Here is a 22665-nt window from a genome sequence, read left to right as displayed (position 1 = left end):
TTAGTGTATCATGAAAAGAAAAGGAAATCGAGTCGGAGAAAAGAAATGAAGATGAAAACATTTACAACTAGCTGAACTGTGTTTTTTAGATAGGACTGTGGTATAATTGTTCAGTTAGAAATATTATTTAAAATTTTATAGAGGAAATCATGACAAAATTAAGAGAAGATATTCGTAACGTTGCGATCATTGCCCACGTTGACCATGGTAAAACAACCTTGGTAGACGAATTGTTGAAACAATCGCACACCTTGGATGAACGTAAAGAATTGCAAGAACGTGCAATGGACTCAAACGATCTTGAAAAAGAACGTGGGATCACTATCCTTGCTAAAAATACAGCCGTTGCTTATAACGGAACTCGAATCAATATCATGGACACACCAGGACACGCGGACTTCGGTGGAGAAGTGGAACGGATCATGAAAATGGTCGATGGGGTTGTATTGGTCGTTGATGCCTATGAAGGAACCATGCCTCAGACGCGTTTCGTATTGAAAAAAGCCTTGGAACAAGATCTTGTTCCGATCGTTGTAGTCAACAAAATCGATAAACCATCTGCTCGTCCAGAAGAAGTTGTAGACGAAGTTCTTGAACTCTTCATCGAATTGGGTGCGGATGACGACCAATTGGAATTCCCAGTTGTTTATGCATCAGCGATCAACGGAACCTCTTCACTTTCAGATGATCCAGCTGATCAAGAGCACACAATGGCACCGATCTTTGATACCATCATTGATCACATCCCAGCCCCAGTTGATAACTCAGATGAGCCACTTCAATTCCAAGTATCCCTGCTTGATTACAACGACTTCGTTGGACGTATCGGTATCGGACGTGTCTTCCGTGGTACTGTAAAAGTTGGGGACCAAGTAACCCTTTCTAAATTGGATGGAACGACTAAGAACTTCCGTGTTACCAAACTCTTTGGTTTCTTTGGTTTGGAACGTCGTGAAATTCAAGAAGCTAAAGCGGGTGATTTGATCGCTATCTCTGGTATGGAAGATATCTTCGTTGGAGAAACGATCACACCGACAGACGCAGTTGAAGCTCTTCCAATCCTTCACATCGATGAACCAACGCTTCAAATGACCTTCTTGGTTAACAACTCACCATTTGCTGGTCGCGAAGGAAAATGGGTGACCTCTCGTAAAGTTGAAGAACGCTTGCAAGCGGAATTGCAAACAGACGTCTCTCTTCGTGTTGACCCGACTGACTCACCTGATAAATGGACAGTTTCAGGACGTGGGGAATTGCACTTGTCTATCTTGATCGAAACCATGCGTCGTGAAGGATACGAATTGCAAGTATCTCGTCCAGAAGTTATCATCAAGGAAATCGATGGTGTTAAATGTGAACCATTTGAGCGCGTGCAAATCGATACACCAGAAGAATACCAAGGATCTGTTATCCAAAGCCTTTCTGAACGTAAAGGTGAAATGTTGGATATGATTGCAACAGGAAATGGTCAAACTCGTTTGGTCTTCCTAGTTCCTGCTCGTGGTTTGATTGGCTACTCAACAGAGTTCTTGTCAATGACACGTGGTTACGGAATCATGAACCACACCTTTGACCAATACTTGCCAGTGATTCCAGGAGAAATCGGTGGACGTCACCGTGGTGCTCTTGTCTCAATCGATAACGGAAAAGCAACCACATACTCTATCATGTCTATCGAAGAACGTGGTACGATCTTTGTCAATCCAGGTACAGAAGTTTACGAAGGAATGATCATCGGGGAAAACTCTCGTGAGAACGACTTGACCGTAAACATTACGAAAGCCAAACAAATGACCAACGTTCGTTCAGCTACTAAGGACCAAACAGCGGTTATCAAGACTCCTCGTATCTTGACCTTGGAAGAATCTCTTGAGTTCTTGAACGACGATGAGTACATGGAAGTAACGCCTGAATCTATCCGCTTGCGGAAACAAATCTTGAACAAAGCAGAACGCGAAAAAGCAAATAAAAAGAAAAAATCAGCAGCTGCTGAATAATACGGAAAGAAAGGAGAAACAAAATGGTCTATTTTATCTTAGGAATTTTGATTCTCCTTTTTTACCTTTTTATGACACCAAAAAGCATTCGTGGCACGTTAGATAGTGTGGTATTGGTTATTTTGATCGTCTCGATTATCGTATTAATCTGTCTCGCTGTTTTTCAGATATTCCAACTACCATCTGAGTTTTTTGTCGGCGCCTTACTAGCCTTTGTTGGCTACCTGGCTTTGGTGGATATTTCAAGATTACCAACCGAGTTAAAAAAACGGAAACAGTAGAAGCTCAATATAAATCGTTAGAGTTATAAAAGGGAAATTCTTCTCTTTTGTAACTCTTTTTTCTTTGGTATGAGCCAAAAAGTACTTCAAACAATGAAAAAGGAGCACACCTTGATCGGTTTGCTAATTGATTGTGCTAAGGGTATAATAAAGGAAAGAAATAAGGAGGGAATAGAGATGAAATCAAAAATGATTAGAAATCTGTTTCTGATTCTTGGTGGGATTAGTGTTTTACTCTTAGGATCTTGTAGTTGGAACTCTATACCAAAAAAATCTTCTGACGAGTTTTCACAGTATGAATATGCTGTTAGCTTTTATTCCTATCGCCCAAAGGGCAAAAGGGATATCCTAACGAAGATTTTTTTCATTGACAAAAAAGGAGAACAAAAAGAATATTCTCTAAAAGGGTATAATGTTGGTACGCTTTTCCAAAAAGGAAATGAACTCTATGCCTACTCTTTTGGAACTAGACCTCATTTGGTGTTCAAGTCCCCTTCTACTTATTTCGTTTATCCAAGTCAAATTTTCTCTATGGGTTCGACTACCTATTCTGTTCGATTTGTTTCAGAGGGACAGAAAGGGCCTATTGAAGGATTATCTGTGGAGGATGGGAAGGTAGGTGTGTTGCGAAGTCGCATCCGCTACACCAACTCTAAAAACAAGCAGGTAGTGTCACCAGAGGTTGATCTGAGCCTTGATAAAGGAATCGAAGTCAATTCAAAAATTTTTGTTACAGGATTTGATTTAGTTGGTGATGATATGAGTTTTCTCTACCTAGATGAGGAAAAGAACGAATTTGAGTTTATTGAGTTGCAGGATTCGTCTCAGTCTGATTTTCAGGAACTTTTATTGGTAGACGGGAAAGTGATAACCGTTGGGAATCCTAAATTTACTCGCTTTGATGATGAGAAAAAGCGAGAGGAAAAGAAAAATAAAATTAGCCTGACAAGTGTTGATCCAGAGACGTTAGAAGTAAGCGAAGAGACCTTTGAAGCTGAGAGAGTCCTCACTGCTTATCCTATTCATAATCACTTTCGCTTTGTGACATCAGATCATCGATTGCTAGAATATACAAGTGACTTAAAACTTGTTTCTGAAAAAGATTTATCCGGAACTGATTTTATCAAGCTTTTTAGTGATAAAGGTCTAAAAGTCCAAAAAGTTTGTTATACGGATGATAAGGTCGTAGTCTTAGCGACTCCAGCAAAAGCTTCCACTAAAGAAATGGGGACCATTGTTGAATTTGATGCTGCAACCTTAGAGGTGAAAAAACGGATTATGATTCCACTCTCTGAAAAAACAGAATGGGAGACGGATTCCGCTGATTTGCTTCTTATTGATCATCCCTAAAATTTTTTGCCAAGAAATATAGAAAAGAAAGATGGGTTAGAGTAGACGGAGCTTTAACTTTCATTTCTAATATAGACAACACCTACCGGTAAGTAATCACTTATTACATTTCGGTGGGTGTTATTTGACTCGGACAATAGAAGTCGAATCCGATGGTGATAGTTTACGTTTTCTTTGTTGATCTAGCCTTAGATGATTGAGGTTATCCTACCTATGTACATGAATTGCCCTACTCATGGGATTATCTAGTTGCCTTTAACAATCATGAACGATGGGATGATACAAGAGCAAAGTTCTATGTATATATGATGCCTGAAAGCTCTTATATGCCTGCAATATCCTTTAACCTCAACTTTTCTTTTGATGAAAGATAGATTCTACAAGGGACACCTTTAAAAAAATCTAAGCAGAGTAGATTTGATGTTCTCTATCGTCTAGACAATATAGGAATGGGGTATAGTTGAGGATTGTCAGAAACTGAAACAAGCTATTTACAAGGCTTATCTCAAGGAATCTAATGAGTTTAGAGGAGTCTGTCTATACTCCATAAAAAACAAAAGAACCTTGTAACAAACTAAATATTAAACTAGGAATGCCTCTTAAACAGTTAGTGAAATAGATAGAGGTATAAGAATGAGAAATAACATCAGTTGAATGGATTTAATCGGATGTTGTTTCTTTTTCTGTCTTTGGGCTTTTTAATTTTGCTAAAAAAAGGTAAAATAGAGAGTGATAAAAATGGAGCGAAGAAATCATGAAATTTGTGAAACAATTTGAAAATAAAAAGGTTCTTGTGTTGGGTTTGGCTAAGTCAGGCGAGTCAGCTGCTCGTTTGTTGGATCGCTTAGGAGCGATTGTGACCGTCAATGATGGCAAACCTTTTGAAGAAAATCCAGCAGCACAAAGTTTACTGGAAGAAGGGATTAAAGTCGTGACAGGAGGTCACCCTCTGGAATTGTTGGATGAAGACTTTGCAGTCATGGTCAAAAATCCAGGGATCCCTTATTCGAACCCGATGGTCGAAAAAGCGCTTGAAAAAGGCATTCCAGTCCTTACTGAAGTAGAATTGGCTTATCTGATTTCGGATGCGCCAATTATTGGGATTACAGGATCAAACGGAAAAACGACGACGACAACCATGATCGGAGAAGTCTTGACAGCTGCCGGTCAAGGTGGTCTATTGTCTGGAAATATCGGTTTTCCAGCTAGTCAAGTTGCACAAACAGCGACCGAAAAGGAAGTCCTGGTCATGGAATTGTCTTCTTTCCAATTGATGGGAATTGAAGCTTTCCATCCAGAGATTGCAGTGATTACCAACCTCATGCCAACCCATATCGACTATCATGGTTCTTTTGAAAATTATGTAGCTGCCAAATGGAATCTTCAAAAGAATATGACAGAAAAAGATGTCATTGTATTGAACTTCAATCAAGACTTGGCTAAGGAACTGGCTACAAAAACCAAGGCAAGGGTCCTTCCATTTTCTACAATTGAAAAGGTGGACGGTGCTTATTTGGAAGATGGACTTCTCAAGTTTAAGGGAGAAGCTGTCATGCGTGCGGATGAGCTGGGTGTTCCAGGAAGCCACAATGTAGAAAATGCCTTGGCAACGATTGCTGTTGCAAAAGTCCGTGGTGTGGAGAATGAGGTCATTAAAGAAACCTTGTCAGCCTTTGGAGGAGTGAAACACCGTCTTCAATATGTGGATGAAATTCAAGGTGTCAAATTCTACAATGACAGTAAGTCGACCAATATTTTGGCGACACAAAAAGCCCTTTCTGGTTTTGATAACAGCAAGGTGATCTTGATTGCAGGAGGGCTCGATCGTGGCAATGAATTTGATGAATTAGTGCCTCACATTACTGGCCTAAAGGAAATGGTGATTCTCGGGGAATCAGCTCCTCGAGTGAAACGCGCAGCCGATAAAGCAGGCGTCCCTTATGTCGATGCGGCAGATGTAGCAGATGCGACAAAGAAAGCCTTCGACTTGGCTAGCCCTGGCGATGTTGTCCTACTAAGTCCTGCCAATGCTAGCTGGGATATGTATCCGAATTTTGAAGTGCGTGGGGATGAATTCCTTGCTACAGTAAAAAGGTTGAAATAAGATGAAAAAAATAATGTTTACTGGTGGGGGAACCGTGGGACATGTGACCCTTAATCTCCTCTTGATTCCAAAATTTATCGAAGATGGATGGGAAGTCCATTATATTGGAGACAAAAAAGGAATCGAATACCAAGAGATCAAAAAGTCTGGCTTAGACGTACGCTTCCATTCAATTGCAACGGGGAAATTGCGTCGCTATTTCTCTTTCCAAAATATGATGGATGTGTTCAAGGTAGCTTGGGGAACGCTCCAGTCCATTGCAATCCTGCTTCGTGTGCGTCCACAAGTTCTCTTCTCAAAAGGGGGATTTGTCTCGGTGCCTCCAGTGATCGCAGCTAGACTCACGCGTGTCCCTGTCTATATCCATGAGTCCGATCTTTCTATGGGATTGGCCAATAAAATTGCTTATAAATTCGCCACCAAGATGTACACGACTTTTGAGCAAGCACATGGTTTGACAAAGAGTGAGCATATCGGTGCAGTAACCAAGGTCACAGATCATATTCCGCCGACTTCAGAAGTTTTAGAAGAAAAAACAAAAGGTTTTCGAAAAGAGTTGCCGACTCTTCTCTTTGTCGGAGGATCAGCTGGTGCGCGTGTTTTTAATGAATTTGTGACAGAGTATCAAGCAGACCTCTTGCAGCACTACAATATCATCAATTTGACAGGCGATTCAACATTGAATCAGGCTGAGGGCGGTTTGTATCGAGTGGATTATGTAACGGATCAGTATTTGCCCATGCTCCAGAAGGCTGATATAGTGGTGACTAGAGGTGGAGCCAATACCTTATTTGAACTCTTAGCTATGAACAAACTCCATTTGATAGTACCACTAGGAAAAGAAGCCAGCCGTGGCGATCAGATTGAAAATGCCCAATATTTTGTGGATAAAGGTTATGCAGAGCAATTGCAGGAAGATCAATTGACACTCGAAACCTTTAATGAAACCATTCAAGAAATGTTGAAGCAAAGCCGAGTCTACCACCAAGCAATGGAAAAATCTACAGAACTCCTTTCACTAGACGATTTTTATGGCCTGCTTCAAAAAGATATCAGTAAGGGAAAAGATGACGGACGACAATAAAAAAACGCCAACGGATGACAAAATTACAGAATTGTCAGCCTGGCAAAAAAGAAACAAAGAATATTTAGAAAAAAAAGCGCTTGAAAAAGCGAAAGAAGCCGAAACAGAGGAAACTGAAAGCGAAGAAGCAAAAGAAGACGAAGACCTTTCAGAAAAAGAGACAGCTTCTGTCTCAGAGGAAGAATCTGACGAAATAAAAGAGTCTGAAGAGGAAGATGAATCTGAGGTCGAAGAGAATTCAGAAGCAGATGGAGAAAGTTCAGAAGGAGAAGAGGACGATCCGGCTATAGAGGAGCTAGATCCTTCAGAGAAGCAAGAGAAAAAGCCTTCATTATTTGAACGCTTGAGGACGAAAAAGCCAAAGAAGGAACCGGCAGTGGCAAAACGTCATATCTATCGTGCCCTTCCTGTTATCGGCATCAGCTCGATCGTCGCGCTTCTCTCAATCTATTTTTTAAGCCCCTTATCCACACAGAAAGTGATTGAATTTTCAGGGAACAAAGCGGTTGATCAGAAACAATTGTATGAACAAAGTCACATCAAAGAAGAAGATTATACTCTGACGACCTTCCTTCATAAATCGGTCTATGAACAAAATATGAAAACGGCTAGTCCATGGATCAAAGAGATTCACATGAATTATCAATTCCCAGTGACCTTTAAAGTCAATGTCGTAGAACACAAAGTGGTTGCCTATTATGTGACCGGAGAAGACCACTATCCAGTATTGGAAAATGGAGAAGTGGTGGAGACAGTAACTCCAGCTTCGGAATTGCCGTCCTCCTATATTAGCTTGAAATTCTCAGATCGAGAATTGGTTAGACAATTTGTCCAAGAAATGAAGTCTATTTCTTCTTCCATTACGGATAAAATTGTTTCGGTTGATCTGACACCGAGCAAGGTCACCAAGGATCTGGTGACCATTACCATGAAAAACAATAATAAAATCTTGGTGCCTGTTTCCCAAATTACCCGCAAGCTTCCTTATTATAAGGCTATCAGCAAGCAATTAGATGATGATTCGACTATCGATATGGAAGCTGGAGTTTTCAGCTATAGTGAACAATCCATTGCAGATGCCAAAGAGCAAGCTGAAAAAGAAAAGGCTGAAAGTACAGAAAATCAAGAAGAACATTCTGAGGAAGCAAGCCAAGAACAGAATCCAGAAAGAGAGAATTCTTCTGGGAATGAGTAAAGCCCATAAATTATCTCAAATAATTGAAGAAAAAATGTCCATTTTAGGCTTCTTTGTGATATAATGAAGTTTGGATAGTTCCAACTAAAAGGGCTATAAATAGATGTAAAGTGAAAACAAATAAAGAGAGAGGACTGGTGTAATGGCTAGAGACGGCTTTTTTACAGGTTTAGATATCGGTACTAGTTCAATAAAAGTATTGGTGGCAGAACATGTCAATGGAGAAATGAATGTAATTGGAGTCAGCAATGCAAAAAGTGCTGGCGTCAAAGATGGAATTATAGTAGATATCGAAGCTGCTTCAAATGCAATTAAAAATGCAATCAGCCAAGCTGAAGAAAAAGCAGGGATTTCAATCAATCTAGTCAATGTTGGGTTGCCTGCAAACTTACTACAAATCGAAGCAACTCAAGGAATGATTCCAGTCACAAGTGATTCAAAAGAAATCACAGATGCAGATGTTGAAAATGTTGTCAAATCTGCACTCACAAAAAGCATGACACCGGATCGTGAAGTAATCACCTTCATTCCTGAGGAATTCACAGTTGATGGTTTCCAAGGAATCCGTGATCCACGCGGAATGATGGGGATCCGACTTGAAATGCGTGGCCTTCTTTATACAGGACCTCGTACAATCTTGCACAATTTGCGTAAAACCGTTGAACGTGCAGGCTTGCAAGTTGAAAATATCATCATTTCCCCACTTGCTATGATCAAAACAGTCTTGAACGAAGGTGAACGTGAATTCGGAGCAACGGTGATTGATCTAGGTGGTGGCCAAACAACAGTGGCATCTGTTCGAAATCAAGAACTTCAATTTACAAATATCTACCAAGAAGGTGGCGATTACGTTACCAAAGATATTTCTAAAGTATTGAAGACTTCTCAAAAGTTGGCAGAAGGCTTGAAGTTCAACTACGGTGAAGCTTATGTACCATCTGCTGGGAACGAAGTCTTCCATGTAGAAGTCATCGGTGAAGTAGAGCCGGTTGAAGTTACAGAGAAGTACTTAGCTGAAATCATTTCAGCACGTATTAAACACATCTTTGAGCAAATCAAGCAAGACCTTGAGAGAAGGCATCTGTTGGATCTTCCTGGTGGTATTGTGATTATCGGTGGAGGTGCGATCCTTCCTGGTGTTGAAGAATTGGCTCAAGAAGTCTTTGGTGTAAATGTGAAATTGTTTGTTCCAAATCAAATTGGAATTCGCAATCCAGCTTTTGCCCATGTGATTAGCTTGTCTGAATATGCAGGCAATTTGACAGATGTGGATATTATTGCTCAAGCTGCGGTTCATGGAGACGAAGTCTTGCGTCAACAACCGATTCAATTTGATCGTCCTGTGCAACCACAAGTACAACCACAACCTGCTGCTCCAGCACAACCGGTAGTACCTGCATACAATGCTGAGAAGATTGAATCTCCAGTGGATGCTCAAGGAATTCCAGCAGCAAGCAATGATAGCAAACAAGAACCAAAAACTACATTCACAGACCGAATGAAAAATTTGATCGGTAATATGTTTGATTAAGGAGTGTAAGTATTTATGACATTTTCATTTGACACAGCAGCGGCACAAGGTGCAGTAATTAAAGTAATCGGTGTCGGTGGCGGTGGCGGAAACGCCATCAATCGTATGATTGACGAAGGCGTTGCCGGTGTAGAATTCATCGCAGCTAATACAGATGTTCAAGCACTTTCAAGTGCAAAAGCTGAAACAGTTATCCAATTGGGTCCAAAATTGACTCGTGGATTGGGTGCTGGAGGTCAACCTGAAGTTGGTCGTAAGGCGGCTGAAGAAAGCGAAGAAGTATTAACAGAAGCTTTGCAAGGTGCAGATATGGTCTTCATCACTGCAGGGATGGGTGGAGGATCTGGTACAGGTGCTGCACCAGTCATTGCTCGTATTGCCAAAGCTGTAGGTGCTTTGACAGTAGCCGTTGTGACTCGTCCATTCGGGTTTGAAGGTTCAAAACGTGGCAACTTTGCTATTGAAGGGATCAACGAACTTCGCGAGCATGTAGATACCTTGTTGATTATTTCTAATAACAACTTGCTTGAAATTGTAGACAAGAAGACACCGCTTCTTGAAGCTTTGAGTGAAGCAGATAACGTTCTTCGTCAAGGTGTTCAAGGGATCACTGACTTGATCACAAGTCCTGGATTGATCAACCTTGACTTTGCAGATGTGAAGACCGTTATGGAAAACAAAGGAAATGCCCTCATGGGTATTGGTGTTGGTAGCGGTGAAGAACGCGTTATCGAAGCGGCTCGTAAAGCAATTTACTCTCCACTTCTTGAAACTACAATTGATGGTGCAGAAGACGTGATCGTCAACGTAACAGGTGGTTTGGATATGACATTGATCGAAGCTGAAGAAGCTTCAGAAATTGTGAACCAAGCTGCAGGTCACGGAGTGAACATCTGGTTGGGTACATCTATTGATGAATCTCTTAAAGATGAAATCCGCGTGACAGTTGTTGCAACTGGTGTCCGTCAAGACAAGGTAGAACGCGTTAGCGGAATTGCTTCCTCACAACGTCCTTATAAAACAGGACCACGTGAACAACGTCCACAAGCTGCACCATTTGACCGTGAATTTGATTTGAAACAAGATGTTGAATTGCCAACAACTCCAAGTCGTCCAGCGGTAGAACCAAACCGTGGCTCAGCCTTTGGTGATTGGGATATTCGTCGTGAGAATATCGTTCGCCAAACTGAACCAACATCAACACATCAAGTTGATCGTTACGTAGATTCATCTTCAGATGATGATGAATTGGAAACACCACCATTCTTCCGGAATCGTTAATCATGAATCTGGTAGAGAATGCTGATCTTGTTCGGCAACAAGTAGAAACAGCAAGAAACAAAGCTAACCGTCAAGATCAAGTTAATGTGATAGCTGTCACCAAGTATGTGGATGTTGCTACAACAGAAGCACTGGTGAAAACAGGTATCCAACATATCGGTGAAAATCGTGTCGATAAATTCCTAGAAAAGTATCAAGCTTTAAAAGAGTATGACCTCACTTGGCACTTGATTGGGAGCCTCCAACGGCGGAAAGTAAAAGACGTGATCAATCTCGTCGATTACTTTCATGCCTTGGATTCGGTGAAGCTGGCTCAAGAAATTCAAAAGCGAGCAGAACACCCAATCAAGTGTTTCCTCCAAGTGAACATTTCTGGTGAAGAAAGTAAGCATGGATTTGCACCCGATGAACTGGATGATGTTTTAGCGGAAATCGCACAGCTGGACAAAATTGAAATTGTTGGTTTAATGACGATGGCTCCTTTTGAGGCTAGTCAAGAAGAGTTGCAGGATATTTTTTCAAAAACTCACCAACTTCAGAAACAACTAGAAAAGAAACAATTAAAAAATATGCCTTTTTCAGAACTAAGTATGGGTATGAGTCGTGACTTTGAAGTAGCCATTGCGAACGGAGCGACTTATGTTAGAATTGGGACATCATTTTTTAAATAGGAAAGAACTATGTCATTAAAAGATAAATTTAACAACTTTATTGACTACTTCACAGAAGACGGTGAAGAAGTAGAAGTTCATGAGGCAAAAGCAGCTGGGGCGGAAACACAACCAGTTCCACAGCCACAGCCGACTCCTCAAGTGACTTCTCCACGTCCGCAGATTAGTCAAAGAGAACCAGTAAAACCAAAACCGACTCCTGTCGCACCTGTTACGAATCCAGTGTCTACAGCGGCAGTGAAGGAACCTGTTTCAACAACGAAAAATACATCTGAGAATATTACTCGCTTGCATGAACGTCAACGTGAATTGGCTGCCAATCGTGCGAATACAGATGAAAAGATTACCATTGATGTACGCTATCCCCGCAAATACGAGGAAGCGACTGAAATTGTTGATCTATTACTATCTAATGAGAGTATCTTGATTGACTTCCAATATATGACTGAAGTACAAGCACGTCGTTGTTTAGATTATTTGGATGGGGCTCGTTATGTTTTAGCAGGAAATCTTCGTCGTGTTGCAAGTACCATGTACTTGTTGACTCCAATTAATGTAGTCGTTAACATTGAAGATATCCGCCTTCCAAATGATGTGGAAGTGACAGAATTTGACTATGATATGAAACGTAATCGTTAAGATGGTTATCTTTCAATACTTATCAAATATCATTCAAATCTATTCCATCATTCTTGTCATCTATGCCTTACTATCTTGGTTCCCTGGGGCACCTCAGAGTACTCTTGGACAAATGGTTCACCGCCTAGTTGAACCATTTTTGAGCCTTTTTAGAAAGTTACCATTGCAGTTTGGGGGCTTGGATTTTACAGTTCTAGTAGCACTTTTAGTCTTGAACTTGATGAATCAGTTATTAGCCCGCTTGTTCCTACTTTTGATTGGATAGAATACGATGGGACAGACAGAGATTTACCAACATTTCAATCGCGAAGATCACGAATTCATTGATCGCTGTATTGAATTGTCTGAAAGAGTGGTGAAACGCTATTCTGTTGAGGTGACGGGTTTTTTAAACCCTCATCAGGTCACTATTTTACGAAATGTCGCGGCAAGCTACCAGTTACAGGTCTTTGCTTCCAGTGATGAGCAGAAAATGGAGTATGCTAAGGTTATTGTTGCTTCAGATTATTACCAATTAGATCCAAGTGACTTTGATCTGGCCTTATTGGAAATGGTCTATGCTTCAAAATTTCATCACTTGACCCATTCCCAGGTACTGGGGACCATTGTTCACCAATTAGGTGTGGAGCGCAAGTCCTTTGGAGATATTCTGACGAGTGATGGAAAGATCCAAGTATTTGTTGAACAGCGTTTTGTTCACTATTTCATGGATCACATCCAGAAAATTTCTCGGGTACCTGTTAAGCTGAGGGAAGTTCCTCTATCTGAACAAATGATCGTAGAGGAAGAAAGCCAGCAGCGAGATATTCTCGTGTCGAGTTATCGGTTAGATAAGGTGATTGCTGGGACCTTCAAGCTTTCGCGCTCACAAGCTAGTCAGTTGATTAGTTCTGGTCTAGTGAAAGTTAACTATGCGACTACTTCCAATGTTAGCTATTCTGTAGGTCTGAATGATTTAGTCAGTGTCCGACGCTTTGGGCGTCTTAAAATTGTTTCTGAAAATGGTATTTCAAAGAGTGGAAAATATAAAGTAACTGTTGAAGTACTCTTAAGTAAAAAATGAGGAGGAGTTATGGCTCTTACTGCTTTAGAAATTAAAGATAAAACTTTTGGCGTTAAATTTAGAGGGTATGATGCGAACGAAGTAGAAGAATTCCTAGATATCGTTGTTCGCGATTATGAAGATCTTGTTCGTTTAAATCATGATCAAGAAGCAAAAATTCAAGCTCTTGAAGAACGCTTAAACTATTTTGATGAAATGAAAGATTCATTGAGTCAATCTGTTTTGATTGCACAAGATACTGCGGAACGTGTGAAACAAGCAGCTAACGAACGTTCTGAAAATATTGTTCGTCAAGCTGAACAAGATGCACAGCACTTAGTAGATGAAGCAAAACAAAAAGCAAATGAAATCCTTCGTCATGCAACGGATAATGCCAAGAAGGTTGCCGTTGAAACAGAGGAATTGAAGAACAAGACACGCGTCTTCCATCAACGTTTGAAATCAACAATCGAAAGCCAATTGAGTATTATCGATACACCTGAATGGGATGAAATTCTTCGTCCAACAGCTATGTACATTCAAACAAGTGATGAAGCTTTCCGTGAAATTGTGGAGAAAGCTTTGGGTGAATCAGTTCACCATCATCATGCAGAAGATGATAACATTGATTTGACTCGTCAATTCTCTCCAGCTGAAATCGAAGAATTGCAAAAACGAATCGAAGCTGCTAATTTAGAATTGGGTGCAACACAAGCGTTTGAAGGTTTGAATGAAAAAGTTCAATCCGCTTTAGAAGAAGCAGAGCACACTCGTCATGAAAATGAGGAAGTCGTTGAGGTTGAAGAAACTGTTCAACCTGAAGATGATGCAAATCGTGAATCTGTCAATATTTTATAATTTTGTAAAAACAGGTCCATTAATGATAGGTCTAGCGAGCAGATGATGGTGGAAGATCTGCACTCCCTCTTAATGGATGATCCTTTTACAGTATTCGTTCTGAACCCTTGAGTAAGAACGGACGTTTCCCTCGTTACGGGATGAGAGGAGAAGGTCGCTTGCGACTTCTCGAACAAAGGTGGTACCACGAGCAATCGTCCTTTTTAGGATGCTCGTGTTTTTTTTATAGCTTTTAAATCAATAAGGAGACACAATGAAACTCAAAGAAACATTGAATCTTGGGAAAACAGCTTTTCCAATGCGGGCTGGGCTTCCAACGAAGGAACCAGTTTGGCAAAAAGAATGGGAAGATGCAAAATTGTATCAACGCCGTCAAGAGTTGAATGAAGGAAAACCGCATTTTACCCTTCATGATGGCCCTCCCTATGCTAACGGAAATATTCACGTAGGGCATGCCATGAACAAGATCTCAAAAGATATCATTGTTCGTTCTAAGTCTATGTCAGGCTTTTACGCCCCTTATATTCCAGGTTGGGATACCCATGGTTTGCCAATTGAGCAAGTCTTGGCCAAACAAGGTGTGAAACGTAAAGAAATGGACTTGGTTGAGTACCTGAAACTCTGCCGTGAATACGCTCTTTCTCAAGTAGATAAACAACGCGAAGACTTTAAACGCTTAGGTGTTTCAGGTGATTGGGAGCATCCTTATGTAACCTTGACGCCTGACTATGAAGCAGCGCAAATCCGCGTCTTTGGTGAAATGGCCAATAAAGGCTATATCTACCGTGGGGCTAAGCCAGTTTACTGGTCTTGGTCTTCTGAGTCAGCCCTTGCTGAAGCAGAGATTGAATACCATGATTTGGTATCAACGTCTCTTTACTATGCGAACAAGGTTAAAGATGGTAAGGGTGTCCTAGATACAGACACTTACATCGTTGTCTGGACAACAACTCCATTTACTGTTACAGCTTCTCGTGGATTGACGGTGGGGGCAGAGTTTGATTATGTCGTAGTGAAACCTGCTGGATCTGACCGCAAGTATGTCGTAGCATCTGAGCTCTTGCCAAGCCTTTCTGAAAAATTCGGTTGGGAAAATGCTGAAGTCCTTGCGACTTACCAAGGGAAAGAATTGAACCATATCGTTACAGAACACCCATGGGATCCTGAAGTGGATGAATTGGTGATCCTTGGTGAGCATGTAACCCTTGATTCAGGTACTGGTATCGTCCATACTGCTCCTGGTTTTGGTGAGGATGACTACAATGTAGGGATTGCCAATGGTCTCGAAGTTGCTGTTACTGTTAACGAACGCGGAATCATGATGGAGAATGCTGGCCCTGACTTTGCAGGTCAGTTCTATGACAAGGTTGTTCCAACGGTTATCGAAAAACTTGGCGATTTGCTCCTTGCTCAAGAAGAAATCTCTCACTCCTACCCATTTGACTGGCGGACGAAAAAACCAATTATCTGGCGTGCAGTTCCACAATGGTTTGCCTCAGTATCGAAATTCCGTCAAGATATCTTGGACGAAATTGAAAAAGTTAAATTCCACTCAGAATGGGGGAAAGTCCGTCTTTACAACATGATTCGTGACCGTGGTGACTGGGTCATCTCTCGTCAACGTGCCTGGGGTGTGCCTCTTCCAATCTTCTATGCAGAAGATGGAACACCAATCATGACGGCTGAAACCATCGAACATGTAGCGCAACTCTTTGAAGAGCATGGTTCCATTATCTGGTGGCAGCGTGAAGCGAAAGACCTCTTGCCAGAAGGATTTACGCATCCAGGTTCACCAAATGGCGAATTTACAAAAGAAACAGATATCATGGACGTCTGGTTTGACTCAGGTTCATCATGGAATGGGGTTGTCGTTAACCGTCCTGAACTCAAATATCCAGCGGATCTCTACCTAGAAGGTTCAGACCAATACCGTGGTTGGTTCAACTCATCTCTTATCACATCTGTGGCGAACCATGGTGTTGCACCATACAAACAAATCTTGTCTCAAGGTTTTGCTTTGGATGGGAAAGGTGAGAAGATGTCTAAATCTCTTGGAAATACCATTGCTCCAAGTGATGTTGAAAAGCAATTTGGTGCTGAAATCTTGCGTCTCTGGGTAACTAGTGTAGACTCAAGTAATGACGTGCGTATCTCAATGGATATCTTGAGCCAAGTGTCTGAGACTTACCGTAAGATCCGGAATACTCTTCGTTTCTTGATTGCCAACACTTCTGACTTTAACCCAGCTGAGGATGCAGTTGTTTATGACGAGCTTCGTTCAGTTGACAAGTACATGACCATTCGCTTTAACCAACTTGTTAAGACCATCCGTGATGCTTATGAAAACTTCGAATTCTTGACGATCTACAAGGCGCTAGTTAACTTTATTAACGTTGATTTGTCTGCCTTCTACCTTGACTTTGCCAAAGATGTTGTCTATATTGAAGGTGCAAAATCACTTGAACGCCGTCAAATGCAAACAGTCTTCTATGATATCCTTGTGAAAATCACGAAACTCTTGACGCCAATTCTTCCTCACACTGCTGAAGAAATCTGGTCCTATCTTGAGTTTGAAGCAGAAGACTTCGTTCAGTTGTCAGAATTGCCAGAAGCTCAAACGTTTGCCAACCAAGAAGAAATCTTGGATACTTGGTCAGCCTTCATGGACTTCCGTGGTCAAGCTCAAAAAGCCTTGGAAGAAGCGCGGAATGAAAAAGTGATCGGTAAATCACTTGAAGCTCATTTGACAGTTTATCCAAATGAAGTTGTGAAAACACTTCTTGGAGCTGTTGATAGCAATGTTGCTCAACTCTTGATTGTTTCTGAATTAATTATCGCAGAAGGCCCAGCTCCAGAAGGTGCAGTGACCTTTGAAGATGTAGCCTTCACGGTTGAACGTGCCGCTGGTGAAGTTTGTGAGCGTTGCCGTCGCATCGATCCAACAACGGCTGAACGTCACTACCATGCAACCATCTGTGATCACTGTGCAAGCATCGTCGAAGAGAACTTTGCAGACGCAGTCGCAGAAGGATTTGAAGCTAAATAAAATACATTAAAAGAAGTTCCATAAAGGAACTTCTTTTTTAATGGCTAAAATGGTGTATAGATTCATGCATTAAGGAAATAAAAAAAGTAAGGCAAATTGGCCTTACTTTGTAATTGGAAAGGAAATTTCAATTAGTTTATCGGAGTAGAGGGTTTTAATAGCGGATTGGTCAATGATTTGAAGATCAATCTTACGTTTTAAAAAGAACTCACGAATTTTTTCTACTTCAGTTTCACGAATAGCTCGGTGTTTGTTACTGATCAATAATTCATAGTGTGTCGGGGCCTGTGTAAAAACAACATCGGTATTGCCCGCGGAATAAACCTCGACAAGCAAGGCGTCAGTGCTGGCAAGTTGGCTTTTGACCAGTGCAGCATGACTATTTGTGGTATTAATGAGCTTCATATGAGTTCCTCCTAACCTCTATCTTCATTTATTATAGCACTTTTTTAATTTTTGTGAAAGAATTCCTTTATTTTTTGTGGGTATTTTTCCACTGTTCAATGCCCCATTTGTGACTGCCACGTTTGAGTTTTTCAATAGCTTCCTCTACAGGAAACCAAGCAAGATTGTTAAAATCTTCCAGTGGTTTTTGAGCCTCTGTATAATCCACTACTTCATAAATATAGGCAGGATTGTAGTAGTAGGTGTCGCGATGACTGGAATAGAAATACTCATCTGCTTGGCCATAGTATTGCCCTAAAACAGCGGTAAAGCCTAATTCTTCGATCAGTTCCCGTTTCAGAGCTTGCAAGTGATCTTCACCTGCCTCGATTTCCCCGCCAGGCAAGAACCAAGCCCCATTTGGAGCTTGAACGAGGATGATCTGATCCTTGTCCTTATTGGGAATAACAGCGTAGACACCATAGCGATTGACGTAGGTCACATCTTGTTTTTTTTCACCAAAACTTGGAATGGTCATGGTTTTCTCTTTTCTTATTTTTTCATCATTATATCATATTTTTTAGCAAAAATCTGGAGGGAAAAAAGAAAGAGACTGGATTTTCCAGTCTCTGAATGTACCTTTACTGATTATGATTCTGACTTCTTTTCAGCCGTCTTGTGAACAGCTTTGATGCTAATATTCCCATTGCTGGTCATGGCGGCTTTGAGTTGTTTCTCACTTGGATGTTCCAGGTAATAATCGGTAATGGCATCTTCGATATGGTCTTGGATGGTACGACGGAGTGGGCGGGCCCCCATTTTTGGATCGTAACCCAGATCGACCAATTTTTCTTTGACCTTCTCTGTCACATCCAGATGAATCTCATTTTGTGCGAGACGTTGATTGACTTCATCGAGCATGAGGGAAACGATTTGAAGAAGGTTTTCTTTTGATAGAGGTTGGAATTCAATGATGCCATCAAAACGGTTCATGAACTCAGGGCTAAAGAAGTTCCCGAGTTCTCCAAGTACAGAGTTGGTTCGACCTTCGCGAGCAGCTCCAAAACCAACATTGGCCTCAGCTTTACCGGTTCCAGCATTAGAGGTCATGATGATAATAGTATCTTTAAAGCTGACAGTACGGCCTTGACCATCTGTCAAACGGCCATCATCTAAGACTTGCAAGAACATGTGCATGACATCTGGATGGGCTTTTTCCACTTCATCCAACAACACGAGGGAGTAAGGATTGCGACGGACCTTTTCCGTTAGTTGTCCAGCTTCATCGTAGCCAACATAGCCCGGAGGAGCTCCGACTAGTTTTGCTACGCTATGTTTTTCCATGTATTCGCTCATATCAAAGCGGATCATATTGTCTGCAGAGCCAAAGAGCTCGATCGCCAATTGTTTAGACAGTTCGGTCTTTCCGACACCGGTAGGTCCGACAAAGAGGAAGCTTCCGATCGGACGGTTAGGCGATCCTAGGCCGACACGGTTGCGTCGAATGGCTTTCGCGATTTTATCTACGGCATCGTCTTGACCAATCACATGAGCTTTCAAATCAGAAGCCAGATTGATCAATTGAGACTGTTCTTTTTCTTTCAAATCACCAACAGGAATATTGGTCTTTTGTTCAACGATGTGTTCAATCGTTTTTTCGCTGATGACAGGGGTTTCCTGATCGGTGACATGTTGACCTTGCATTTCCTTGTATTTCGCGATTTGGTCACGGAAGTAGGCTGCTTTTTCAAAGTCTTCTTCGCGGGTTGCTTGAGCTTTGAGGTTTTCCGCTTCAATCAAGCGCTGGTCGATCACTTTTGGATCTACAAAGTTTAGGGTCAGGTTCATCTTAGACCCTGCTTCATCCAACAAATCAATGGCCTTGTCTGGCAGGAAGCGATCTTGGATGTAGCGGTTTGACAGAATAGCTGCCGCTTCGATGGCCCCGTCTGTATAGTGGACGTGGTGGTAGTCTTCGTATTTTTTCTGGATGCCCTTGAGGATAGTGATGGTCTCTTCAACCGTTGGTTCATCGACCTTAACGGGCTGCATCCGACGTTCCAAGGCCGCATCTTTTTCAATGATACGGTATTCATTGAGGGTAGTAGCCCCAACTAATTGGAGTTCTCCACGCGCCAAGGCTGGTTTGAGGATATTTCCAGCGTCCATATTGCCTTCGCCGGCTGATCCTGCGCCAACAATTTCATGGATTTCGTCGATGAACAAAATCACATCTTCGCGTTGACGAATTTCATCCATTAATTTTTGCATGCGTTCTTCGAATTGACCACGGATGCCTGTGCCCTGAACGAGGCTGACGACGTCTAAGCGGATGACTTCTTTTCCTTGCAATTTATGTGGAACGTCGCCATCAACGATTTTTTGAGCCAGGCCTTCCACAACGGCAGTTTTTCCGACCCCGGGTTCTCCAATCAGAACCGGGTTGTTCTTGGTTCGACGGTTGAGAATTTCGATGACACGGATAATTTCTTCATCACGGCCAATGACAGGGTCAATATCCCCTTTGCGGGCAATCTCTGTGACATTGATGCCGAACTCTTCTAAAAGACCTTTTGGCTTTTGAGGGCGTGCTTGACGAGGGTCTTGACCACCACCACGGTTATTGTTTTGGCCGTAGCCGCCACCTCCATAACTGCCTCCGGATTGAGTTGGAGGAGTTTGAGGTTCTTGCGGACTTTGGAAGTTTCCAAGGTTATTGAAGAAATCTTCAAAAGGATCTCCAGTGAGTTGACTCCGTTGGCTCATGCCTTTCAAGAAGCTGTTATTTGGGTCTGTTTTCATAATTTTATAGCAATTTTGACAGAGGTCTACTTGCTGCTGACGTCCATTTACATTTGTATATAAATGGATGGTTGATTCATTTATTTTACAATTTTGACAAAGCATATACATACCTCACAGTAGGTTTTTGATGGTTTTCCATCAAGAGACGAGCCTATTTTTAAAAGGTCAAAAATAGTCAAAGATTTATAGTTTCATTATATCAGTATTCTAGAAGTTTGCAAGAATTTGCTACGGAATGTCGCTAAGGATTGAAGAAGAGAGTAAATCAATGGAAAAATGTGAATTTTTATTGGAAGAGCTTTCTCTTTTATGATAAAATAGGAGAGTAGAAAGTAAAGAGGAGAAATAAAATGGAATCACATTTAGTACGGATTATTAACCGTTTGGAGACGATGACAAAAGACGGTGGAAACTTAAAACGTAATTTTGAACGTGACGGTGTTGTTGTCGCTGAAGTAGCCTATAACCACAATGAAGAAGAAGGTTCAACCTTTACACTTCGTGATGTTAAAGCGCGTGAAACCTATACATTTGATAGCATTGATTTAATTGCAATGGAAATTTATGAATTACTTTACTAAGTAGCTGAGTGGATGAGTTTGGGGTGGTCTCAAGCTCATTTTTTGTCCATCTGGTTATAGTTTTCGTCTATAAGAAATTCTAAGCAGGAACAGTTAGGTTTGAGAGTTGAAATCTGCTATAATAGAGAGGACTATTTTCATTACTTGACTAGAAAGAGAATTGACATGACGACAATCATTGATGGGAAGGCGCTCGCTACAAAATTACAGGGTGAGATTGCGAAGAAAACAGCACGATTAAAAGAAGAGACAGGAGTTGTGCCTGGCCTCGTTGTAATCGTGGTAGGAGATAATCCAGCTAGCAAAATCTATGTAAGAAATAAAGAGCGTTCTGCTATTGCGGCAGGCTTTCGGAGTGAAGTGAGACGACTTCCTGAAAGCATCAGCCAAGCTGAGTTATTAGAAGTGATCGAACACTACAATCAAGATCCCCTTTGGCATGGGATTTTGGTTCAGTTGCCACTGCCTAAGCATATCGATGCGGATGCAGTCCTTTTAGCCATTGATCCGACAAAAGATGTGGATGGCTTTCATCCATTGAATATGGGACGCTTGTGGGCTGGAAATCCTCTCATGGTCCCTTCAACACCTGCTGGCATCATGGAGATGTTCAAAGAGTATGGGATTGATCTAGAAGGGAAGCGAGCAGTCGTGATTGGTCGTTCCAATATCGTTGGGAAACCAATGGCGCAGTTGCTCCTCGCCAAAAATGCGACGGTAACCTTGACCCATTCTCGGACCCATCATCTGCCTAAAATTGCTAGAAGAGCAGATATCTTGGTTGTTGCGATCGGTCGTGCGAAATTTGTAACAGCAGACTTCGTGAAAGAAGGTGCCGTCGTCATTGACGTCGGAATGAATCGTGATGAGAATGGCAAATTGTGTGGGGATGTCGATTTTGACTCCGTTGCCCCTTTGGCCAGTCATATTACCCCGGTACCAGGAGGAGTTGGTCCTATGACCGTCACCATGCTGATGGAGCAGACCTACGAAGCAGCTGTTCGTGCCTTAAAAAAATGAAAGTGTGAACAAGATGAAGTTTGTATTTGATTTAGATGGAACCCTGTCATTCGATGGTGTCACAATCGATGATGAAATCAAACAGGTCTTATTGAGAGCAGAAGAATTTGGCCATGAAGTTGCCTTTGCTTCTGCACGTTCTTACCGGGACTGCTTGGACCTTTTAGGGGATCCATTGAGTCAACAACTCGTGATAGGCTTAAATGGTGGATTGGCCTATCGTCAGGGACAATTAGTATATGAGGAACAATTGGACAAAGATGTGTATCGGGAAGTCCTTGGCTTTTGTCGTCATTACAATCTACCATTTTTTGTGGATGATACCTTTGATTATAGCGGACAGATTTTGGAAAAGATTCCTTTTGTTGCTAATGTAGACCCTCTCAAGAAAGCCCAGTATCGTTCGTTAGAGGAGCTGACAGATCCGATTAAGGTTGTGATCTATATGGGTGGCCATGAGGAGCTCGTGGATGAGATCATCGAGCGAATCGAAAAGACAGACAAGGCCCATATCCGCTATCATGCGCATGAAAAATGCATCTATCTCAATCCAGCAGATACGCATAAAGCAACAACCGTAGAAGAACTCTGTGGAGAGAATTTCGTGGCTTTTGGCAATGATCAAAATGATATCGAGCTCTTTGAAAAAGCTCTTTATGCAGTTCAGATTGGTGATTTTCCAGCCCTTCGGCCTTATGCGGATGATCAATTGGTAGCCAAACAAAATCAACCACAAGCTGTGGCTGCTAAGATCTTGCAAGTCTTTGCAGAATTCAGAGGAAAATAAAAGATGGAG

The 22665-nt window shown here is 41.6% G+C and carries 20 protein-coding genes; 17 read left to right on the top strand and 3 right to left on the bottom strand.

Annotation, left to right across the window (positions count from 1 at the left end; all coding sequences use genetic code 11):
• Positions 1-149 precede the first annotated feature (149 nt).
• The 14 genes from typA (at position 150) to ileS (ending at position 17079) form a co-directional block, all read left to right on the top strand.
• Entirely contained in the window at positions 150-1997 is a 1848-nt protein-coding gene (gene typA, locus O3642_RS08850) for a translational GTPase TypA (RefSeq protein WP_003011633.1), read from the top strand.
• A 23-nt stretch (positions 1998-2020) separates the two neighbouring features.
• Positions 2021-2278: a DUF3165 family protein gene (locus tag O3642_RS08845; protein ID WP_371605820.1), complete on the top strand. Its 258-nt coding sequence runs from the start codon at positions 2021-2023 to the stop codon at positions 2276-2278.
• A gap of 111 nt (positions 2279-2389) precedes the next feature.
• Positions 2390-3628: a hypothetical protein gene (locus O3642_RS08840; RefSeq protein ID WP_371605819.1), complete on the top strand. Its 1239-nt coding sequence runs from the start codon at positions 2390-2392 to the stop codon at positions 3626-3628.
• 754 nt (positions 3629-4382) lie between these two features.
• Positions 4383-5732 (top strand): UDP-N-acetylmuramoyl-L-alanine--D-glutamate ligase, encoded by a 1350-nt coding sequence (gene murD, locus O3642_RS08835; protein WP_371605818.1) that lies wholly within the window; start codon positions 4383-4385, stop codon positions 5730-5732.
• A 1-nt stretch (position 5733) separates the two neighbouring features.
• Positions 5734-6816, top strand: coding sequence for a UDP-N-acetylglucosamine--N-acetylmuramyl-(pentapeptide) pyrophosphoryl-undecaprenol N-acetylglucosamine transferase (locus O3642_RS08830; protein WP_371605817.1), 1083 nt, complete (start codon positions 5734-5736; stop codon positions 6814-6816).
• Positions 6800-8011, top strand: coding sequence for a cell division protein FtsQ/DivIB (locus tag O3642_RS08825; protein ID WP_371605816.1), 1212 nt, complete (start codon positions 6800-6802; stop codon positions 8009-8011). The genes O3642_RS08830 and O3642_RS08825 overlap by 17 nt, the downstream gene beginning before the upstream one ends.
• Positions 8012-8153: 142 nt before the next feature.
• Positions 8154-9542, top strand: a complete 1389-nt coding sequence (gene ftsA / locus O3642_RS08820; RefSeq protein WP_371605815.1) for a cell division protein FtsA — start codon at positions 8154-8156, stop codon at positions 9540-9542.
• Between the two features lie 15 nt (positions 9543-9557).
• Complete coding sequence (gene ftsZ / locus O3642_RS08815; protein WP_003005955.1) at positions 9558-10823, top strand: cell division protein FtsZ; 1266 nt, start codon at positions 9558-9560, stop codon at positions 10821-10823.
• A gap of 2 nt (positions 10824-10825) precedes the next feature.
• Positions 10826-11494, top strand: coding sequence for a YggS family pyridoxal phosphate-dependent enzyme (locus O3642_RS08810; protein WP_003011742.1), 669 nt, complete (start codon positions 10826-10828; stop codon positions 11492-11494).
• Positions 11495-11503: 9 nt separating this feature from the next.
• Positions 11504-12133: a cell division protein SepF gene (locus O3642_RS08805; RefSeq protein ID WP_003011597.1), complete on the top strand. Its 630-nt coding sequence runs from the start codon at positions 11504-11506 to the stop codon at positions 12131-12133.
• A 1-nt stretch (position 12134) separates the two neighbouring features.
• Positions 12135-12398, top strand: coding sequence for a YggT family protein (locus O3642_RS08800; RefSeq protein WP_003011858.1), 264 nt, complete (start codon positions 12135-12137; stop codon positions 12396-12398).
• 6 nt (positions 12399-12404) lie between these two features.
• The gene (locus O3642_RS08795) at positions 12405-13196 is read left to right on the top strand and encodes an RNA-binding protein (RefSeq protein WP_371605814.1); all 792 of its coding nucleotides are present in this window, start codon (positions 12405-12407) and stop codon (positions 13194-13196) included.
• Positions 13197-13205: 9 nt separating this feature from the next.
• Entirely contained in the window at positions 13206-14033 is an 828-nt protein-coding gene (locus tag O3642_RS08790; protein WP_155125502.1) for a DivIVA domain-containing protein, read from the top strand.
• A gap of 253 nt (positions 14034-14286) precedes the next feature.
• Complete coding sequence (gene ileS, locus O3642_RS08785) at positions 14287-17079, top strand: isoleucine--tRNA ligase (protein ID WP_320910879.1); 2793 nt, start codon at positions 14287-14289, stop codon at positions 17077-17079.
• 102 nt (positions 17080-17181) lie between these two features.
• Here ileS and O3642_RS08780 read toward each other — a convergent pair whose 3' ends face one another.
• From O3642_RS08780 to O3642_RS08770, 3 genes are all read right to left on the bottom strand, one after another.
• Positions 17182-17484 (bottom strand): DUF1827 family protein, encoded by a 303-nt coding sequence (locus tag O3642_RS08780; RefSeq protein ID WP_003012157.1) that lies wholly within the window; start codon positions 17482-17484, stop codon positions 17182-17184.
• 67 nt (positions 17485-17551) lie between these two features.
• Positions 17552-18001 carry an NUDIX hydrolase gene (locus O3642_RS08775; RefSeq protein ID WP_155125506.1) on the bottom strand — a complete coding sequence of 150 codons (450 nt, stop codon included), beginning with the start codon at positions 17999-18001 and terminating at the stop codon, positions 17552-17554.
• Positions 18002-18111: 110 nt separating this feature from the next.
• Complete coding sequence (locus O3642_RS08770) at positions 18112-20370, bottom strand: ATP-dependent Clp protease ATP-binding subunit (protein WP_155171428.1); 2259 nt, start codon at positions 20368-20370, stop codon at positions 18112-18114.
• 248 nt (positions 20371-20618) lie between these two features.
• On the opposite strand from O3642_RS08770, the gene O3642_RS08765 reads away from it, so the two are divergent.
• The 3 genes from O3642_RS08765 (at position 20619) to O3642_RS08755 (ending at position 22656) form a co-directional block, all read left to right on the top strand.
• Positions 20619-20849 carry a DUF1797 family protein gene (locus O3642_RS08765; protein ID WP_003011913.1) on the top strand — a complete coding sequence of 77 codons (231 nt, stop codon included), beginning with the start codon at positions 20619-20621 and terminating at the stop codon, positions 20847-20849.
• 165 nt (positions 20850-21014) lie between these two features.
• Positions 21015-21869 (top strand): bifunctional methylenetetrahydrofolate dehydrogenase/methenyltetrahydrofolate cyclohydrolase, encoded by an 855-nt coding sequence (locus O3642_RS08760; protein ID WP_070586413.1) that lies wholly within the window; start codon positions 21015-21017, stop codon positions 21867-21869.
• A gap of 13 nt (positions 21870-21882) precedes the next feature.
• Positions 21883-22656, top strand: a complete 774-nt coding sequence (locus O3642_RS08755) for an HAD-IIB family hydrolase (RefSeq protein ID WP_155171430.1) — start codon at positions 21883-21885, stop codon at positions 22654-22656.
• Positions 22657-22665 lie beyond the last annotated feature (9 nt).

Origin of the sequence: Streptococcus sp. 27098_8_66 (assembly GCF_041431945.1) — a bacterium.
GTDB lineage: Bacteria > Bacillota > Bacilli > Lactobacillales > Streptococcaceae > Streptococcus > Streptococcus dentalis.
The sequence above is the reverse complement of the archived record's forward strand: the minus strand, read 5'-3'. Positions and strand labels throughout refer to the sequence as shown.

Coding starts and splice junctions, on each gene's coding strand:
- typA (WP_003011633.1), top strand. CDS start 150: ATGACAAAATTAAGAGAAGATATTCGTAACGTTGCGATCATTGCCCAC.
- O3642_RS08845 (WP_371605820.1), top strand. CDS start 2,021: ATGGTCTATTTTATCTTAGGAATTTTGATTCTCCTTTTTTACCTTTTT.
- murD (WP_371605818.1), top strand. CDS start 4,383: ATGAAATTTGTGAAACAATTTGAAAATAAAAAGGTTCTTGTGTTGGGT.
- O3642_RS08830 (WP_371605817.1), top strand. CDS start 5,734: ATGAAAAAAATAATGTTTACTGGTGGGGGAACCGTGGGACATGTGACC.
- O3642_RS08825 (WP_371605816.1), top strand. CDS start 6,800: ATGACGGACGACAATAAAAAAACGCCAACGGATGACAAAATTACAGAA.
- ftsA (WP_371605815.1), top strand. CDS start 8,154: ATGGCTAGAGACGGCTTTTTTACAGGTTTAGATATCGGTACTAGTTCA.
- ftsZ (WP_003005955.1), top strand. CDS start 9,558: ATGACATTTTCATTTGACACAGCAGCGGCACAAGGTGCAGTAATTAAA.
- O3642_RS08810 (WP_003011742.1), top strand. CDS start 10,826: ATGAATCTGGTAGAGAATGCTGATCTTGTTCGGCAACAAGTAGAAACA.
- O3642_RS08805 (WP_003011597.1), top strand. CDS start 11,504: ATGTCATTAAAAGATAAATTTAACAACTTTATTGACTACTTCACAGAA.
- O3642_RS08800 (WP_003011858.1), top strand. CDS start 12,135: ATGGTTATCTTTCAATACTTATCAAATATCATTCAAATCTATTCCATC.
- O3642_RS08795 (WP_371605814.1), top strand. CDS start 12,405: ATGGGACAGACAGAGATTTACCAACATTTCAATCGCGAAGATCACGAA.
- O3642_RS08790 (WP_155125502.1), top strand. CDS start 13,206: ATGGCTCTTACTGCTTTAGAAATTAAAGATAAAACTTTTGGCGTTAAA.
- ileS (WP_320910879.1), top strand. CDS start 14,287: ATGAAACTCAAAGAAACATTGAATCTTGGGAAAACAGCTTTTCCAATG.
- O3642_RS08780 (WP_003012157.1), bottom strand. CDS start 17,484: ATGAAGCTCATTAATACCACAAATAGTCATGCTGCACTGGTCAAAAGC.
- O3642_RS08775 (WP_155125506.1), bottom strand. CDS start 18,001: ATGACCATTCCAAGTTTTGGTGAAAAAAAACAAGATGTGACCTACGTC.
- O3642_RS08770 (WP_155171428.1), bottom strand. CDS start 20,370: ATGCTTTGTCAAAATTGTAAAATAAATGAATCAACCATCCATTTATAT.
- O3642_RS08765 (WP_003011913.1), top strand. CDS start 20,619: ATGGAATCACATTTAGTACGGATTATTAACCGTTTGGAGACGATGACA.
- O3642_RS08760 (WP_070586413.1), top strand. CDS start 21,015: ATGACGACAATCATTGATGGGAAGGCGCTCGCTACAAAATTACAGGGT.
- O3642_RS08755 (WP_155171430.1), top strand. CDS start 21,883: ATGAAGTTTGTATTTGATTTAGATGGAACCCTGTCATTCGATGGTGTC.